Origin of the sequence: Pedobacter agri PB92, assembly GCF_000258495.1 — a bacterium.
GTDB classification, from domain to species: Bacteria; Bacteroidota; Bacteroidia; order Sphingobacteriales; family Sphingobacteriaceae; genus Pedobacter; species Pedobacter agri.
In genome coordinates this window covers 1-18359 of record NZ_AJLG01000101.1, presented here as the reverse complement: position 1 = coordinate 18359, position 18359 = coordinate 1, and the positions used below count along the sequence as shown (strand labels likewise).

Annotated in this window: 14 protein-coding genes; 3 read left to right on the top strand and 11 right to left on the bottom strand. The window is 36.7% G+C overall.

Annotated elements, in window-relative coordinates; translation table 11 throughout:
* The 3 genes from ON09_RS14805 to gyrA all read right to left on the bottom strand — a co-directional run.
* The coding region (locus tag ON09_RS14805) for a tetratricopeptide repeat protein (RefSeq protein ID WP_010601845.1) at positions 1-888 on the bottom strand (888 nt) is incomplete at its 3' end.
* Between the two features lie 108 nt (positions 889-996).
* On the bottom strand, positions 997-2085 hold the full coding sequence (locus tag ON09_RS14800; RefSeq protein ID WP_010601844.1) for a tetratricopeptide repeat protein: 1089 nt from the start codon (positions 2083-2085) through the stop codon (positions 997-999).
* A 25-nt stretch (positions 2086-2110) separates the two neighbouring features.
* On the bottom strand, positions 2111-4702 hold the full coding sequence (gyrA, locus tag ON09_RS14795; RefSeq protein ID WP_010601843.1) for a DNA gyrase subunit A: 2592 nt from the start codon (positions 4700-4702) through the stop codon (positions 2111-2113).
* Positions 4703-4984: 282 nt separating this feature from the next.
* On the opposite strand from gyrA, the gene ON09_RS14790 reads away from it, so the two are divergent.
* Entirely contained in the window at positions 4985-6196 is a 1212-nt protein-coding gene (locus tag ON09_RS14790) for a TCR/Tet family MFS transporter (protein WP_010601842.1), read from the top strand.
* A 133-nt stretch (positions 6197-6329) separates the two neighbouring features.
* Here the strand turns inward: ON09_RS14790 and ON09_RS14785 are convergent, their stop codons facing one another.
* From ON09_RS14785 to ON09_RS26145, 3 genes are read right to left on the bottom strand one after another with little or no spacing between them, the layout of a single operon-like run.
* Positions 6330-6950, bottom strand: a complete 621-nt coding sequence (locus tag ON09_RS14785) for a hypothetical protein (RefSeq protein WP_010601841.1) — start codon at positions 6948-6950, stop codon at positions 6330-6332.
* 41 nt (positions 6951-6991) lie between these two features.
* Positions 6992-7795: a PhoH family protein gene (locus ON09_RS26150; RefSeq protein WP_238533699.1), complete on the bottom strand. Its 804-nt coding sequence runs from the start codon at positions 7793-7795 to the stop codon at positions 6992-6994.
* Positions 7761-8345, bottom strand: coding sequence for a PIN domain-containing protein (locus ON09_RS26145; RefSeq protein ID WP_238533698.1), 585 nt, complete (start codon positions 8343-8345; stop codon positions 7761-7763). The genes ON09_RS26150 and ON09_RS26145 overlap by 35 nt, the downstream gene beginning before the upstream one ends.
* A 733-nt stretch (positions 8346-9078) precedes the next feature.
* On the opposite strand from ON09_RS26145, the gene ON09_RS14775 reads away from it, so the two are divergent.
* Positions 9079-11253 (top strand): FUSC family protein, encoded by a 2175-nt coding sequence (locus ON09_RS14775; RefSeq protein WP_010601840.1) that lies wholly within the window; start codon positions 9079-9081, stop codon positions 11251-11253.
* On the opposite strand, the gene ON09_RS14770 is transcribed toward ON09_RS14775, so the two are convergent.
* From ON09_RS14770 to ON09_RS14760, 3 genes are read right to left on the bottom strand one after another with little or no spacing between them, the layout of a single operon-like run.
* Positions 11250-11690 (bottom strand): hypothetical protein, encoded by a 441-nt coding sequence (locus tag ON09_RS14770; RefSeq protein ID WP_010601839.1) that lies wholly within the window; start codon positions 11688-11690, stop codon positions 11250-11252. The two genes, ON09_RS14775 and ON09_RS14770, sit on opposite strands and share 4 nt — an antisense overlap.
* Positions 11691-11693: 3 nt before the next feature.
* Positions 11694-12689, bottom strand: coding sequence for a PorP/SprF family type IX secretion system membrane protein (locus ON09_RS24315; RefSeq protein ID WP_010601838.1), 996 nt, complete (start codon positions 12687-12689; stop codon positions 11694-11696).
* A complete protein-coding gene (locus ON09_RS14760; RefSeq protein WP_157258970.1) occupies positions 12689-15100 on the bottom strand; it encodes a gliding motility-associated C-terminal domain-containing protein in 2412 nt (803 codons plus the stop codon). The genes ON09_RS24315 and ON09_RS14760 overlap by 1 nt, the downstream gene beginning before the upstream one ends.
* Positions 15101-15527: 427 nt before the next feature.
* On the opposite strand from ON09_RS14760, the gene ON09_RS14755 reads away from it, so the two are divergent.
* Positions 15528-15938, top strand: a complete 411-nt coding sequence (locus ON09_RS14755; protein WP_010601836.1) for an organic hydroperoxide resistance protein — start codon at positions 15528-15530, stop codon at positions 15936-15938.
* A gap of 59 nt (positions 15939-15997) precedes the next feature.
* On the opposite strand, the gene mgtE is transcribed toward ON09_RS14755, so the two are convergent.
* Both mgtE and corA read right to left on the bottom strand, forming a co-directional pair.
* Positions 15998-17347: a magnesium transporter gene (gene mgtE, locus ON09_RS14750; RefSeq protein ID WP_010601835.1), complete on the bottom strand. Its 1350-nt coding sequence runs from the start codon at positions 17345-17347 to the stop codon at positions 15998-16000.
* Positions 17348-17420: 73 nt separating this feature from the next.
* Positions 17421-18266 carry a magnesium/cobalt transporter CorA gene (gene corA, locus ON09_RS14745; protein WP_010601834.1) on the bottom strand — a complete coding sequence of 282 codons (846 nt, stop codon included), beginning with the start codon at positions 18264-18266 and terminating at the stop codon, positions 17421-17423.
* Between the last annotated feature and the right edge of the window lie 93 nt (positions 18267-18359).

Below are 18359 nucleotides of genomic sequence, written 5' to 3'. Positions count from 1 at the left end.
ACTATCAAGCGCTTTATCATAAGCTAGAATTGCTGTCGCATTATTTCCATTTACTTGCTGTAGATAACCGTACAAAAAGTATAACAATTTATTACCTTTTTCAACTTTTAAATTTCCCTCAATTAACGCAGCGGCCCTGGTATAATTCTCGGTATCCAAAAGCAGATTGATGTAATCGTTAGTTAGGTTCCTTTGAAATGGGTTTTTTACCAATCCATCTTCCAAAGTTTTGATCGCCGTTTCGTTATCGTATTTTGCTACATATAACTGTGCAAGTTTTTGAAACATTGCCGCATTCTGAATACCATTATCTTTCGCCCTTTTAAAGTAATTTATTGCTTCATCATAATTTTGGATGTTTAAAGCACAAATTGCCGTATTCAAAGCTAATGTAGTATCGGCAGGAAAACTATCACTCACTTCTTTCAGGTCGGTGTAAGCTTCTGTAAAATCGTTATTAAAAAATGCTGAGTTAGCTTTCTCCTGTTTTTTAATTAAAATATTGTGGTTCGAAGCCTTAATTAAGCCAGAATTGTCTTCATATTTATCTAAACCCCTCGCCTGCTTAATTGCTGCATTCGCGGCCTCATAAAACTTATCAGAGTTTGCTTTATCAGTATCGATCAGTGATGCGAACGATGTTAAATATGATTTAATCGACCAGGTTTCTGCCCAGTTTTTTGTTTTGTTATCCTTCTCTGCTGATTCTATCGCTTTAAGACCTTCAGTAATAATTGAAAGCTGCTTTTTTTCATCCTCTTTATTGGCAATTGAGGCTTGAAGTTTACCTACCGCATTTCTGGCAATTAGTATCTGGCTTTTTTGAGCAACAGCATTAAATGAAACAAAAAATAAGAGGGCTAATATCAACTTTGAACCGTTATGCATAGGATAATCGTACGTTTAATTCGTAAAATGTTTTGGTAATGCCGTAAAAATAAACAAAAAAAAAGAGTCCCGAATTAATTCGGGACTCTTTTTTCACCTTGCAATATATTATTGCTTAAGAAGTGCATCTAAACGTTTTTTGATGTCTTCATAATTTTTAGTGTCATTTCTGAAACCATAAATTGTTTTTAAAGTTTCTAGCGCACCAGCATTCTTAGGATCAATTTCTAAAGCCTTTTTGTAAAAAGGTAAAGATTTATCTAACAAGCCATTCATTTTGGCGGTTACGTCATTAAATTCTTTAACTTTTTTAGCATCGATTTTATTTCTTTCATTCTGCAATTTTAAAGCTTGAGAGAAATAAATATTTCCTAATAGAACCTGATAATTTGGGTTAGTAGGTTCTTTTGTTGCCAATGCATTTAACATTTGCTCCGACTTAGCAGCATCTCCCCTGTCGATATAAATTTGGGTTTCTGTTTTAATTAACTCTACATTATCAGGATATTTTGCTACAGCTTCTTTGATGATTCCTAAAGCAGCAGTGGTATCTTTTTGCTTACGCAACGTAATGTCAACCAATTCGTTGTACAATTCTGATGATTGTGGCGAATTTAAAGAAATAACCTTTTTGAACTGCTGAACAGTAGCTGGCCAGTCTTCAGTATTTCTTGCTGCAATACCAGCATTTAAATACATCGAAGTATCCTGAGGATTAATTACTGTTGCCTGAACAAATTTGGTATATGCTGTCTTGTAATCTTTTTTGTTATAAGCCATCACACCCGCATTTCTCACAGCGTTAGCAATATTCGTTTCAGCTAAAGCAAAATTGTCTTTTTCTGATCCTTTTGCATCAATTTTTTTGCCTTCAGTGATCGCTTCCTGAGCAATTTTGATGTTTGCATCTGCGTTTGCAGCATCCACAGTATCTAAAATTGCCGCTGATGAAGCAAACAAAGCACGATATGACCATGCTTCTGGCATTACTTTAGATTTCTCATCAGCAATTGCCTTATCCGTATTAGCTAAACCACTTTTGATAGTTTCTAATTTTTTTGCTAATGGCGTAGAGGCACCTTGTGAAGTCAGTTGAAAAATGCCCCACTTTTTTTTAGCCTCGTTAACCTCGCTTTTCTGAGCAAACGCAGCGCTTACAGTGCCTGCTAAAATTATACCTAGAAATACTCTTTTCATAATTTTTATTCTAATCTTAATTTAGTTAATTTTCTTCTTCCGTTTCGTCTTCTGAATCTGTTTCATCTTCTTCAGTATCTTCTGTTTCAGTTGTGTCGGCTTCCAGCTCTTCCCCGTCAGTTACCACAACATCTGCTAAATCAACTGTTTCTTCTTCATCTTCTTCGTGATCGATTTTAGTTACTGAAGCAATTTCATCATCACCTTTTAAAGATATCAAACGAACTCCCTGAGTAGCACGCCCCATCACTCTTAAAGCAGAAACAGGTATTCTAATTACAATGCCTGATCTGTTGATGATCATCAAATCTTCGCTGTCTGTAACGTCTTTAATTGAAACTAATTGTCCTGTCTTTTCAGTAACGTTAATGGTTTTAACACCTTTACCGCCACGATTTGTAACACGATAATCTTCAATATCTGTTCGTTTACCGTATCCTTTTTCTGATACTACTAACACCGTAACCTCCGGATTGTTTACAGCAATCATGCCAACAACTTCATCTTTATCATGTGCCAATCTAACCCCACGTACGCCGGTCGCCGTTCTACCCATCGGACGAACAGTTTTTTCGTTGAAACGAATTGCCCTTCCTGAACGTAGCGCCATTACCACTTCGCTTTCGCCGTTGGTTAAACAAGCTTCCAATAAAACATCTCCTTCGTTGATGTTAATTGCATTGATACCGTTTACACGTGGACGAGAATATGCTTCCAGAGAAGTTTTCTTAATGGTACCTTTTTTAGTACACATGATAATGAAATTGTTCTCTAAATACTCCTGGTCTTTAAGGTTTTTAACTTTGATATAAGCCTTAATTTTCTCGTCTTTTGGAATGTTGATGATATTCTGAATCGCCCTTCCCTTACTTGTTCTCGAACCTTCAGGAATTTCGTATACCCGTAACCAGAAACATCTTCCAGCTTCGGTAAAGAATAACATGTAGTTATGATTGGTCGCAACCAACATGTGCTCGATGAAATCTTCATTTCTCGAGGTGCTGCCTTTTGATCCTTTTCCACCTCTGCCCTGCGCCCTGAATTCGGTTGCTGGTGTACGTTTAACGTAACCCTCGTGAGAAATTGTAATCACCACTTCTTCATCATCGATAAAGTCTTCCATGCTCATATCTTCAGCAGAATGAACAATGGTCGTTTTACGTTCATCGCCGAACTTTTGCTTAACCTCTTCAAGCTCATCTTTGATAATCTTCATCCGCAAACCTTCATCTGCAAGAATAGATTTCAAATATTCGATGGTTTTCATTAACTCAGCATATTCTTCCTTAATTTTATCACGCTCTAGTCCTGTTAAACGACGAAGCGTCATATCAAGAATTGCCCGAGCCTGGAGATCGCTTAAACCAAATTTCTCCATTAAACCCAAACGGGCTTCTTCAGGTGTTTCTGAAGCACGGATTAATTTAATTACTTCATCCAGATGATCTAAAGCAATTAAATAACCCTCTAAAATATGAGCTCTTTTTTCGGCCTCTGCCAATTCATATTTGGTACGGCGAATTACTACATCATGACGGTGATCTACAAAATGTACAATTAAATCTTTCAGATTTAACATCTGCGGACGACCTTTTACCAATGCAATATTATTTACACTGAAAGATGTTTGTAGAGCCGTATACTTATATAAGTTATTTAAAACGATGGATGCATTTGCATCACGTTTAATTTCATAAACAATACGAATACCATCTTTATTGGATTCATCTTTGATGTTTGAGATACCTTCCAGCTTTTTCTCGCCAACTAATTCAGCTGTACGCTCAATCATCTGTGCTTTATTTACCTGGTAAGGAATTTCGGTTACAATAATTACCTCACGGTCTTTAATACTTTCAATTTCGGCTTTAGCACGCATCACAATACGACCGCGACCAGTTTCAAAAGCCTCTTTAACACCATTGTAGCCGTAAATAATACCACCTGTTGGAAAATCTGGAGCTTTAATAAACTTCATTAATTCCTCGATGGTAATATCTCTGTTATCAATATAGTTTATAATACCATCGATAGATTCTGTTAAATTATGTGGTGCCATATTGGTCGCCATACCTACCGCAATACCAGATGATCCGTTAACCAAAAGGTTAGGTATTTTTGCCGGCAATACTGTTGGTTCCTGTAGCGTATCATCAAAGTTCAGTTGAAAATCTACCGTATCTTTGTTAATATCAGCAAGCATTTCTTCAGCAATTTTCGAGAAACGTGCCTCCGTATAACGCATTGCAGCTGGCGAGTCACCGTCGATGTGTCCGAAGTTTCCCTGACCATCAACCATCGGGTAACGTAAACTCCAATCCTGAGCCATACGAACCATGGTGAAATAAACAGATGAATCTCCGTGTGGGTGATACTTACCTAAAACCTCACCTACAATACGGGCAGATTTTTTATGTGGTTTATTACTTGTTACACCAAGATCGAGCATACCATATAAAACACGGCGGTGTACCGGCTTTAATCCATCACGTACATCAGGCAAAGCCCTTGATACAATAACCGACATTGAGTAGTCAATGTAGGCCGATTTCATCTGCTCCTCTATATTAATTTGGATGATTTTGTCGTTTTGTTGATTTTCTAAATCTTCTGCCATAAATTATTATTCTCGTTATCAAAAACGATATTTCAAAAAAAGGTGTTATTATAACCTTGCGAATTTAGCAAAAATATGCCGAAATAAGGCATTGTGGAAAAGTTTTGCCTATCTGCAAAGCTTTTCTGATGCTGCGTTTTTTTAATGTGCTTAAAGCGACATTTAAATGATTTTTCTCAAATTGACTAAGTTAGAAGATTCGCATTGTTGATGTATTACGATGTGATACAATTGTGATTAGCCCATTCAAATTTCTATTTTTGTTTATAACCAAAAATTATAATGGCTAAACAAAAAAAGTCGGCGATGATTTTTATCATGATCACGCTGCTAATTGATTTTACTGGGTTCGGAATTATTATACCAGTGTTGCCCAAACTGATTCAGGAATTTACAGGTGGTAGTGTTAGTGTAGCGGCCGATTATGGCGGCTACCTGATGGTTGCATTTGCATTGGCACAATTTATCTGCTCTCCAATTATGGGTGGCTTAAGTGATCAGTACGGGCGGCGACCAATTTTGCTATTCTCGCTCTTTGGCTTGGGTATCGATTATATTTTTCTATCCTTCGCTCCTTCTATATTTTGGTTGTTTATTGGTAGAATTATCGCCGGCATAACCGGAGCCAGCTTTACAACTGCTATGGCCTACATTGCTGATATCTCTGAACCAGAGAAAAAAGCGCAAAACTTTGGTCTTGTTGGTGCGGCATTCGGTGTGGGCTTTATTTTGGGGCCTGTAATTGGCGGTTTGTTCAGCACCTTTGGCTTAAGGGTTCCATTCATGATATCTGCAGGACTTGCTTTGGTTAACTGGTTGTATGGATATTTCATCCTTCCAGAATCACTTGCCAAAGCTAAGCGTAGAGAATTTTCCTGGAAAAGGGCAAATCCAATTGGCTCATTCCTGAATGCTTCTAAATATCCGGCCATATTAGGGCTACTGGCAACCCTGTTACTCTTATATATTGCCAGCCATTCTGTACAATCTAACTGGTCATATTATGTAATCGAGAAGTTCCAGTGGGATTCTACCATGATCGGTTATTCATTAGGCGTAGTAGGTTTAATGGTTGCTATCGTACAAGGTGGATTAATCCGGTTTATCATTCCAAAAATCGGAAACCGAAGGGCAATTTACTTTGGCCTAATGTTGTATGTAATCGGTTTTGTGTGTTTTGCTTTTGCCAATACTGGTTTGATGATGATGATTTTTATCATTCCATATTGTTTAGCTGGTATCGGCGGACCAGCCATGCAAAGTATCATATCCAATCAAGTACCCGAAAATGCGCAAGGCGAAATTCAGGGAATAACAACAAGTTTACAAAGTTTAGCCGCAATCATTGGCCCATGGTTGGCCAGCCATATTTTTGTTTATTTCATTCAGGATGGTACGCCATTATATTTTCCTGGTGCGCCTTTTATTCTAAGTGCCTTTTTAACGCTGATTGGTTTGTTTATCGCCATAAGGGCAATGAGAAAATATCATTAACCTCAAGCCCGAAGTATTTTAAATTCATTGTAAGCCATTACCACATTATAAACCATTAATACCATCGCTTCAATTTTTAGGGTTTTGGATGTATCGATTTGTGCTAATGCAGAAAATAAAAATACTGCAGCAATCAATCCAATTGATATGAAAAAGGAAAGTTTAAATGAGCGGTAAAGCATTGATAACCTAAATAAGGTTTTTTCTTAAACATTACCGGATCTTTGATCAACTGAATAATGTTGCTGAAAACAAAAAATAAAATCAGGATGATGGTGATGCCGGAAATGGTTCCTTGCTTTAAGCTTGGAATAACTAAAATTTGCTCGGAAATAAAATAAGCCACTATCAGGATGCAAGCCAGGGCTTTTAATAACTGCCAGTTTCTATCTCTAAGTAACCAACGCATCGCAGAAAACTTTTCCTGATCTGTAAGTATTTGCAGTTTAGCACGTGCTTCTGGAGAAAAGGAAACAAATGGATTAATAATGCTGATTATAACGATAAGCAGGGTGCTTACAAATTGAAAAATACCATCTGAAACCAGGACATGAATCCGGTCATCTGTTAAGATATTAGTGTTAAAAAAGGAGATTACAATTAAAACAATAATTACAAAATGAAATACAATAGGAAAATAGTTTTCAATATTTCCATTTTGTGTATTTGGGTTGTCTGCCAGTTTAAATTGATCATTATCGAGATATTTATTCATTAACCGAATAATTACCAGCAGAATAAAAAGTGAGAACATTTAGTTTGCGTTTGGTATAATTTAAGGGCAGCAAAATAATATTATAATAGCGCATTTGCAAGGTTAGCCAATTCGCTTCGCTCACCCTTTTGCAATGTAATGTGCGCATATAAAGGATGATTTTTTGCATTTTCGATAAGATAAGATAACCCGTTGCTTTCCGAATCGAGATAGGGTGTGTCGATTTGATAGATATCTCCTGTGAAAACTATTTTCGTATGCTCACCCGCCCTCGAGATAATCGTTTTCACTTCGTGGGGCGTAAGGTTTTGCGCCTCATCAATAATGAAGAAGATCTTTGTTAACGTTCTTCCCCTAATAAAAGCCAGAGGTGCAATTGCAATTTTTTCAGTAGTAATCAACTCATCAATTTTGGCAGTCATTTTTTCATCGCCGCTAAACTGATCTTTAATAAAGCGAAGATTATCCCAAATGGGTGCCATGAATGGATCTGTTTTCGATTTGGCATCGCCAGGCAAAAATCCAATGTCTTTGTTGCTAAGCGAAACGATTGGCCGTGTAATATAAATTTGCCTGAACTCACGGCGTTGCTCCAACGCACTCGCCAGTGCCAGAAGTGTTTTGCCAGTACCAGCATTTCCCTGTATGCTTACCAGTTTTATATTTGGATCAAGCAAGGCATGTATGGCGCAGGCTTGTTCAATATTTTTTGGTTTAATTTTAAAAATAGCGTCTGTTGAAACCGCGGAAAGCGTTTTTAGTGCATAATTATAAAATACATTGGCAACCTTCCGCTTGTTTTTCAATACATAAAAATGATTGCCCTCTTTCGCAGAAAGCGATATATTTTCAGCATCTATGCATTTGTTTTTTTTTACCTTCATCGATAATTGATTCAGGAAAATTTGATAGTTCTGTTTTGCCAGCGTAAAGCTCATCAACATTTTTAATTTTGCCAGTTTCATAATCTTCTGCGTGTAAATCAAGTGCTTTGGCTTTCAACCGCAGGCAAATATCTTTTGAAACGAGCACAACTTTTTTGTTGACATATTCCTCTTTCAAACTTAATGCGGCATTCAAAATTTTATGATCGGTTTTGCTCTTTCCAAATATTTCTTCGGCATCAATTTTTAAAGGCTGATCGTTTAGAATGACCCTAAATTTACCAGCACTTTCTGTTTTCAGTTGAACCCAATCACTTATAAGCTGTTGTTTGGAGGTTTGATCAATTAACCTGATAAAACTTCTGGCTTCGAAATTCCGGGTATCATTTCCACTTTTAAAATGATCGAGTTCCTCCAATACCTGAATGGGAATAGCAACATCGTGTTCATGGAAGTTGTTTATCGCATCATGATCATATAAAATCACAGATGTATCTAAAACGAAGATTTTTTTAGTGGGGTTAATATGGGTTTTACCTTTTTTAGCCATAAGGTAAATTTAATGTTTTAGATAGGATTTGCACTAACTACTGTGATCTTTTAACCACAAAGTAAAAAACGTTATAAATAAAAACGGGGTTCTTCTTCTTTCGATTCAGTTCCCCGTTTTAACCTTAAAAACAACCATAGTTGTATTAAAGCATCTCATTCTTGTTACTTTGATTTTTCCGTTCTCGTTAGGTTTCGCAACTTTTACGATTCGTGAAAATTTATTTCCGACTATTCTGTTCGTAAACTTCCTAGTTTTCAATAAGCTCTGTTTGGGTCTATGCGATTTTCATATAATCTATCTTTCGATGAGGATTATCTATGTTCTTACTCGGTTTAACCCTTTCTGAAATTAATCGTTTCCCTGTAAACATATCCGAAATAACTCACTTTTCAGATCATTATTCCTTTTGGATTGTTTTATCAGAATTCAAAGTACTTCGTATTTGATATCATCTAATTTAGAACAAAAACACCCGTTTGTCAAGTAAAAATTAATGTAAATTATTAACATAGTTTTTAACCTAAAATTGCTGGTTATCAACATGATAAATGATTTTAATATTGATTTTTTCCATTTATATGCATATCATTAAAGTTTATTAACATTCGTGCTTTGAAATATTATAAACATTTTATAACATTTTGGTAAACAGTAGAGTAGCTAATTTCTGCCTAAATTTTATAAAAAATCAAAAAACTTAATTTTCAGCGCAACAAAAAACATGTGTATTATGTTATTTTTGTACATGCAGATTAGGCAACCCATTCGAAATATTCAAGACTTTTTATTAAGTACTTACTTTGCGGATGGATTGCGAATTACAATAGGTGTTCTACTCCCCTCGCTTATATTAGCGCAATTCGGCATGCTAACCTATGGCATGACTTTATCACTTGGTGCTTTATGTGTGAGCGTGGTTGATAGCCCAGGGCCGATGGTTCACAGGCGTAACGCTATGTTCGTTACCACAGTGTTAATTTTCGTTTTTTCAATCATCACCGGACTTACCAATAAAAGCCACTATTTCATAGGCTTTTTACTAGCCATTTCGAGTTTTATATTTTCGATGTTTTACATCTATGGAGTAAGAGCGGCATCGGTTGGCACCGCCGTTCTGCTAATTATGGTGTTGAGTATCGATGATGTTCGCCCATGGCAAGAGGTGATTTCACATTCGCTGATGGTTTTGGCCGGGAGTTTATGGTATACAGGATTAAGTTATTTTGTTTATCGCCTTCGCCCCTTTCGTTTGGTGCAACAATCTTTAAGCGATTCTATTTTAGAGGTAGCAGAATTTCTGAGGGAAAAAGCTAAATTCTATCATCGGAACAATAACTACGATAAAACCTATGCCGACTTGTTGCAGTTGCAGGTTTCGGTACACGAGAAGCAGGATGCCGTACGCGAGCTTTTGTTCAGAACAAGAGAAATTGTAAGAGATTCAAGTCCGGAAGGAAGATTTTTATTACTGGTGTTTGTAGATATGGTTGATTTGTTTGAGCAGGTGATGTCGACTTACTACAACTATCAGCAATTGCATGATCAGTTTGATAAAGCAGGTATTTTATCAGACTATGAGATGGCGATAAAACGTATTTCTTATGCTTTGGATGATATTGCCTTTGCCTTGAAAAGTGGTGGAAAGCCTGTGATTTCTAAGCGATTGCTTATAGAAATTGAACGATTAAAGATCAAAATCAATAACCTGGAGAAAAATAATACCAATCAGGAATATAGTACCATTGGAATTATTGCTTTAAAAAATATCGAAGTAAACATTGAGAATATTCTATCCAGGGTAAAAACGATTTTTAGTTACTTCAAGGTCCGAAATAATAAAGATATCCGTCAGGCGGAAGTGGATACCGAAAAATTTATCAAGCGCCAGAAATTCGATTTTGATTTATTTAAGGAAAATCTCACCTACAGTTCTTCAACCTTCAGGCATTCGTTAAGGGTTACTGTGGTTATGTCGCTAGGTTTTATCGTCTCGCAGATGCTCGATTTTTCTCACAGTTACTGGATTTTGCTGACGATTTTAGTAATTTCCAAACCTGGGTTCAGTTTAACTAAAGAACGAAATTATCAACGTTTGATTGGTACAACCGTTGGCGCTTTCATCGGTATGGCTGTTGTTAGTTATATTCATGATAAAAATGCGCTATTTGTAATTTTGCTAATCTGTATGGTTGGTAGCTACAGTTTTCAGCGTAAAAACTATGTGGTAAGTGTTCTGTTCATGACGCCCTATATACTGATCTTATTTGATTTTCTCGGGATGGGTTCTATCGCGTTAGCCAGGGAGCGAATTTATGATACGTTTATTGGATCGGGCATTGCATTGTTAGCCAGCTACTCGCTTTTTCCAACCTGGGAGCATGAGAAGCTCAAAGAAGCGATGACCGACATTATAAAAGCTAACAAAGCTTATTATGAACAGGTAGTAAGATTGTATTTTGAGAAAATTTATAACCGAACAGATTACAAATTGGCCAGAAAAGAAGTTTATGTAGCTACGGCAAACCTGGCATCATTGTTTCAGCGAATGTTCTCTGAGCCAAAAAGCAAGCAGTTGTTTATTAAAGAAGTGCATCAGTTTACAGCATTAAGTCATCTGTTGTCTTCTTACGTGGCCACCCTTTCGCTTTATAACAAAGAGCATGAATTTACCTTCGAGAACTTTGATGCCCTAAAACCTATCGCACAAAACACAGATTATTTGCTTGATACTGCAATAAACAATCTAATTGAAGGTAAGAACACGATTGAAAATGTTCCACTGATACGCCTTGCAGATACAGGCTTAAAGATAGTTGAGGGCAAAGATTTAGTGCCAGAGCAATTTGACTTGATTCAGAAAGTTGCTTATGATATTTATAAGCTTACAGTTAAAGTTAAAATTTAGTTTTTTGCAATAAATTCAATCACGCTGCAGGTGCTAAAAGGCAAAGTGTAAGTTGTTCCATTGTCTAACTTAAATACAATTTTTGCATCGCAGGGAAAATTCTTGTCTGCTAAATCTCTTGCCTCAAATATTATTGGATAAAACTTTTGTTCGGGATTATCTGACTTAACCGTTTCTTCCCTTAGTTTAAATTTTATTTTTAATTCTGCTTCTCCAGCTTTCAAATAAACTTTATCAATTTTTTTAAAACTCGAATTTGCGGTAAAATTAATCATCAGATGATTATCCATTCCGCTGCTATTGTTTTTAAATAGTTCGAAGGCGTAGTAACTTTTATCGTCTCTAAAGTATTGGTAATCGATACTTTGCTTCGTTTGCTGACTGTATGCAATATTGCCAAATGCGATTAATGCGAAAAATAATAATGTAGTTTTCATAGTTTAAAACTTAGGGCATGGAACTTTAAAACCTTTAAAATTGTTATGTCTGTAAATAAATGATAGCTCATAAGTGCGGGGTGTTGCACTCAATAGTTTATTTCCGTAAACCGTGTAGTTCAATCCGGCACTTACATCACCCATCGCTACGCCAACGTAAGGATAAAATGAGGCTTCGTTAAATTTAAACCACATGCCGAAATTTAGCTTCAAACGTGTTTCATCGTTAGGTTTGAATCCTATAACTGTACCGAGAATAGTGTCTTTATTGTTTCTTTGAACATTATATACACCTGTAACATTTAAATCTACATAGTTGTTCAACAGATAAAGCATACCAAAATTAGCGGTCTGCCTTACCGGGACATATTCATTTGCGTTATTCAATAGAGTTTCTTGTGGTTTGGTGAGATGATAATGTGCGTAACCCACAGCAAAACTCAATCGATTAAAATTTGCAGCGAAATTAGCGCCGATGTTTACATCGAAATATGATGTTTTATCGTTTTTCAGGTCTAGATAGTTAGGCAATGAATTATCAAAGCCACCATCGGTATATTGAGAAGCAAAGTTTAATTTATTGTAATCTAAGAATTTAGATACGTACGAAACCTGGGGGGCCAAACCAAACTTAAACCGGTGTTCAACATCAAGGTATTGGTAGTAAGACATACTGGCGCTGATGTATTGCGATTTTAAAGCCCTATTAAAAGATTCATCAAATAGTCCGCTTAACCCTAAACTAAAAACGCTATTGGTAAAATTTTCATCCTCAACGAGTTTTATGTCGCCAGAAACACTATAGGTATTATAAGGATCGCCGAGGTTCCCCCACTGCTGGCGGGTGTTTATTGCAATGCGATATTCTCCATCAAAAAAACCTGTATAAGCAGGATTTAGCGATAGCGGCGCAGCAAAATATTGTGAGAATTTAGGGTCTTGTGCTGAACAGTATAGTGTAATCATGCACAAAAATGAAGTGAGTAGCGATTTGTACATTATAATATAAGTATAGTTTTACCTGTAGACTGAAATTTTCCACCAAAGGCATCAATGCCTTCAGCAAACCATGAAAATGTTTCTAATGGCTGCATTTTGCTTTTAAATTGTCCATCCCAGCCATTCGATGCCAAGTCGGTTTGATAAACGAGGATTCCCCATTTATTAAATACTTTGAAACTGGTTAATTTTTGGATGCTCACTAAAAACGGATATAATTTATTGTTGGTTTCCTTATGCGGTGTGAATGCTGTTGGCACAACAATTTTTGGTTGTGGCAATATATTTAACTCAATCGGTGCCGATACGGAGCAGCCTTTCTCATTTTGTAGTGATATATAGTAAATGCCAGCTTTGTTCATCCTGGTAGGATCTGCAATTGGCCGGGTAAGTAACGCATCATGGAAGTAACTAACTTTAGAAAAATCTTTACTTCCTTTTGTAATTTCGGCAGCGGTCAGATCAATAAAATCATAATCGAAGATTGCTTTTGGTTTATTAAGCACAATGGTTGGCAAGGAATTAATGGTGACGTTGATTCTATCAGATACATAGCAACCAGATGCATTGGTTGTCTTTACGTAATAAATTCCAGATTTGCTTACTGACTTTGGATTGGATACCCGATCAGTGAGTGCTTCATCGCTAAAAAAAGAATAGCTCAATTTTTCTGAACTGCCCAGGTAAAGATTTTGATTGGTTAAATCTACCTTTTCGGGATAGCATACAGCCGCAGGATCTTTCACCGCTAATACAGGTAAATCGTTTACTACAACATCAATTTTACCATTAACCGAACAGCCTTGAGCATTGGTTGCAATAACAAAGTAGCTACCGGTTATGCTGATATGTTGCGGATCGTGTATCGGATTTTTTAATGCTGCATCTTCAAAGAAGCCGTATTTAAAAGTTGGATCATTACCCACAAATATCTTACTTGAAGTAATATCAATCGTATTTGGATAGCAAACCGCCACTGGATTACTGATGTTCAGAAGTGGTTTAGGACTTATGATTACCTGTACCGGAAGAATTTTATTGCAACCATAGTTATTGCCAAGGAGTACATAATATGTTCCTGAAGTTTTAACTGCATTTGGATTTGATAGTGGCTTCGATGCTTTATCATCAGTGAAATAACTTCTTGAAATTCCCTCTAAACTGGAATATAACTGATCATTTGTAATATCAACAGTTTGATCAAAACAGGCTATTAGCGGACTTTTTACCGTCGCATTAGCCAGGTCAAAGACATTGATATCAATTGTAGCCACACTTTCGCAACCTTTGAAGTTTGTTGCCTTGATATAGAACTTCGTATTTTGTTGAATTTTAACCAATCCTGTCAATTGCTGTGTTAAATCTTTATCCTGATAAACCAGATAAGTAAATTGATCACTCTTGTTTAAAATATAATTGCTGGCGGTCAAATCAATTTCTGCATTCTGACATACGGTGTTTTTCTCAAGGACCTGCATATGATAGTCTACGCTATGCACTACAGACGTGATTGAACTCGGGCAACCAAAGCCAGCATACGGAACCAGATCTAAGATAATTTTAGATCCCTCAGGTGGCGTAGGCTTGATATTGATTGATTGACCAGAACCATATTTAACAGATTTATCAGCGTTGTACCAGTTGTAAAACTGAAAGCCGCTTGGTCCGGAAATATTAAGTTCATCAGCACTTTTGCAAAAGGTATTTCCTACGACCAGGTCGCCGCATAAATTATCTACATCCACATATGCATAACCAAAATGCCCACCCAGCGCACAATCTGCACTTATAAATTCAATAAGTAACTGCTTTCCCTGATATCCGGATAAATTTATGGTCACCGGTGTCCACTCCTTATAAATTATCGAAGCATTAACTTTGGATTTTTTAAATCCCGGCAAGGATGATGTTGCGACATATTCAAACGAAGCACAGGGGATGTATTCATTTTTTTCAAGATCTTTTACCCGGGCTATAAAACGTGGCTGTTCTTCCAAAGGATGTGATGGATCTTCTAGAACAACAGCATACTGATAGGTTAGCGTAAACTCAGGGCGATCTGAAGGAACATTTAGCAAATATGAAACTCCATCAACCTGTGCACCAGTACCATTGTTTCCTAGTTTAACTGAAAAGTTTCCTCCGTTTTTCGGAATGAGATCAAATCCTCCATAATAATCTTTCTCAGCCTTATTGGTGATAATGCTATGTCTACCTGGAGCCGGAGAAGCTACCTCATTGGTATAGATTACATTTTTGTTGCTATAAAGTGTAGTCAATCCTGTAAATAGCTTCCAGTTCCGAAAATTTCCATTTTCGAATCCAATGTTTTCCGGACAAGTTTGACCAACCAATTTTGAGGATGCAGCCAATATCGCTACACACAACAACAATAACAATTTATTACTCAACGGGACGATGAATTAAAAAGTGATACTGTAAAAATATTGTTTTAGTATATTGATGGATTTGTCGTCAAGCTGCAAAGCGGTTTTTTTACACGAAACCGGATAATGAAAATGAGTATAGATTAAGTTAACCGCATGTAGATTTAAAAAGATACATGATTGTATTTAATTAAATTACACGGTTATATCATGCTAATTACATTTATGTCGAAGTTTTTGTATGGTTGTTTTCATGGTAAATTGAAATTGTAATAGTCTAATCCAAAACTGTTTTTTTACACGAAACTTGACAAAATTTTAGGTCAAAAAGATTAATGATGAGTGATTTGATGATACTGAAGTAAAAAGGATTGCTACAAATCGCTGATCATCGCTTCCAAACAAAGGCTGTTCGAATTTGTTGTCTGTACTTAAACAAAGGAATAATTTTATGGAAAAGCTATATACGGCTGAAGTTACAGCTACTGGAGGAAGAGACGGACACATCAAATCAAGCGATGGCATATTGGATTTTGAATTAAGAAAACCTAAAGAGCTTGGTGGACAAGGCGGTGCTACAAACCCTGAAGAATTATTTGCTGCTGCATGGGGTCCATGTTATTTAGGGGCTTTAGGTTCTGTTGCCGAACGCGAGGGTGTTGATGTAAGCGAGGCGAATGTAAAAGTTTTGGTATCATTCAATAAAGATGGAAATGCATTTTCTTTGTCTGCAGATTTAGATGTCCATATTCCAGGAATTTCACGTGAAGAAGCGCAAGCAATTGCTGATAAAGCACACAGGGCTTGCCCGTACTCAAAAGCAGTAAAGGGAAATATTGAAGTGAGGGTTACGGCCGTTTAAATTCTTAGCAAAATATGAAGCGACTTCAGGGTCGCTTTTTTTTATGCTCCAATATTTTATTACAACAGAAGTTTACTGGCTAAACCTAAAATTAGCAGAAATCCAAAAACATCGGTAAACGTGGTGATGATGATGGAAGATGCAATTGCCGGATCGATTCCTACACGTTTTAAAATTAACGGGATACCTGCACCAGTAACACCTGCAATCAACAGATTTCCTGTCATGGCTAAGAAAATTACTAAGCCGAGCATTGGGTTTCCATCAAAAAAGAATGCGAAAATAAAAACGATCAATCCGTTTACAGCACCATTAATCAAACCAACCGTAAATTCTTTCAACACTGTTCGGTAGGCCTGTTTATCTGTTAAATCATAAAGAGAAATACGCCTTACTGTAACCGCAAGTGCTTGCGTGGCAGCATTACCTCCCATTCCTGCAATGATAGTCATATAGGCAGCAAGTGAAGGAATTAGTTTAATTGTAGGGTCGAAATAGCGTACTACCGAGGAAGCTAAAAAGGCGGTGCCCAAATTGATGATTAACCAAGGTAAGCGAGATTTTACTGCTTCAACCCAGTTACCACTTAATTCCTCATCTTCAGAAACCCCTGAAATTTTCAAAATATCTTCAGTACTCTCCGCCTCCATCACATCGATTACGTCATCGAAAGTAACTCTTCCTAAAAGTTTTTGATTTTCATCAATTACCGGGATACTGGTGAGGTTGTATTGAGAAATCAAATTCGCAACTTCTTCCTGATCGGTATCAGGATGAACATATACCGCATCCATTTTAACCAACTCGGTAATTTGAGCATTGTGTTTAGCCTTGATAATATCTTTTAGTGAGACAATTCCTTTGAAAATCTTTTCATCATCTACCACATAAATCGTGTAAAATTCCTCCATTTCTTCGCTCTGGCGGATAATTTCATCAATGGCATCTTTTTTAGTCAAATTGATATTTACACAGATAATTTCTGTGTTCATCAAACCGCCGGCAGTTTTCTCGTCGTAAGTTAAAAGGTTTCTGATTTCAGATGCGTGTTCATCTTGTAAATCTTCGAGTATTTCGGCTTGCTCATGATCTTCCAGTTGCGAAATAATGTCAGTAGCGTCATCGTAATCAAGTTCTTCTACAATTTCGGTACGTTTATCTGGATGGAGTTCGAATAGGAGATTTTCAGGATGAGATTCCTCATCCATTTCAGAAATAATTTCAGATGCAATCTCAGCGGGCAGCAGGTTAATGATATATCTTTGCTCCGATTTATCTAATCGCTCGAACAAAATGGCAATTTCTGAGGCATGATACTCCTCCAAAACCCCTTTTAGGGTTTCATCACCAGCTAAAATTGCATTTTTAACCTTTAATACATCGCTTTTATCTATCTCGAATGACTGCATCTATCTCTAAACCTCCTAAAATTGTTTAAAGCTACCAAAATTTTAAGCGCAATTAAAAGTTAATAGCATTAACTTACTTAAACCAGCCTTTTCTCCAAAAATATATTACCTGAATCACTGCGATTGCGCCCATTACAATCCATGTCCACATGTAGCCGTGGGGGCTATAGAGCTCTGGCATGTTATCGGGCATTACTTTACCGGTAGCCGGATCTTCCCTGCTAAAATTCATCCCGTAAATACCTGCGATAAAAGTTAGGGGAATAAATATTGATGAGATAATGGTTAACACTTTCATAATCTCATTCATTCGGTTGCTGGTAATGGAAAGATTCATATCGATATTGGCAGATGCTATTTCCTTTAGTGATTCTATGAAATCAATGATCTGGATGCAATGATCATAAGCATCCTTCATATAGGTTTTAGTGAGATCGGAAATCAGCGGACTATCGGTACGGATGATGTCGTTCAATTTATCGCGTTCTGGCCAGGCCACTTTCCTTATCGTGATTAATGATCGTTTGATGGCCTGCGTATCATACATAATCCTTCTATCCGGATGATCATAAAGCCGATCTTCAATGGCATCTAGCTCCTCACCCCAGAAATTCAATAAGGTAAAATAATTATCTACAATAACATCCATAATGGCATACATCAGATAACTGCTTCCCCCTATCCTGATATTTCCTTTCCCGATTTCTAAACGCTTCCTTACCGGCTCAAAACAATCTGAGTAGGTTTCCTGAAAGGTAATTAATGTTCGTTCTGATAAAATAAAAGAGATCTGATCGTTGCATAGCACATCATCTTCACCTAGGTAAAGGTGCCTGCTAACTGAAAAAATGTATTTATCATTATCATATTCATCAAGTTTCGGACGTTGGTATGAACTCGTGATATCTTCCAAAACCATCTGCTGATATCAAATTTAGCATAAAGCGTTTCAAAAATATTAGGATCAGCCAGGCCCTTAATATCAAACCAATAGTTAAAATAGTGTGTGCGT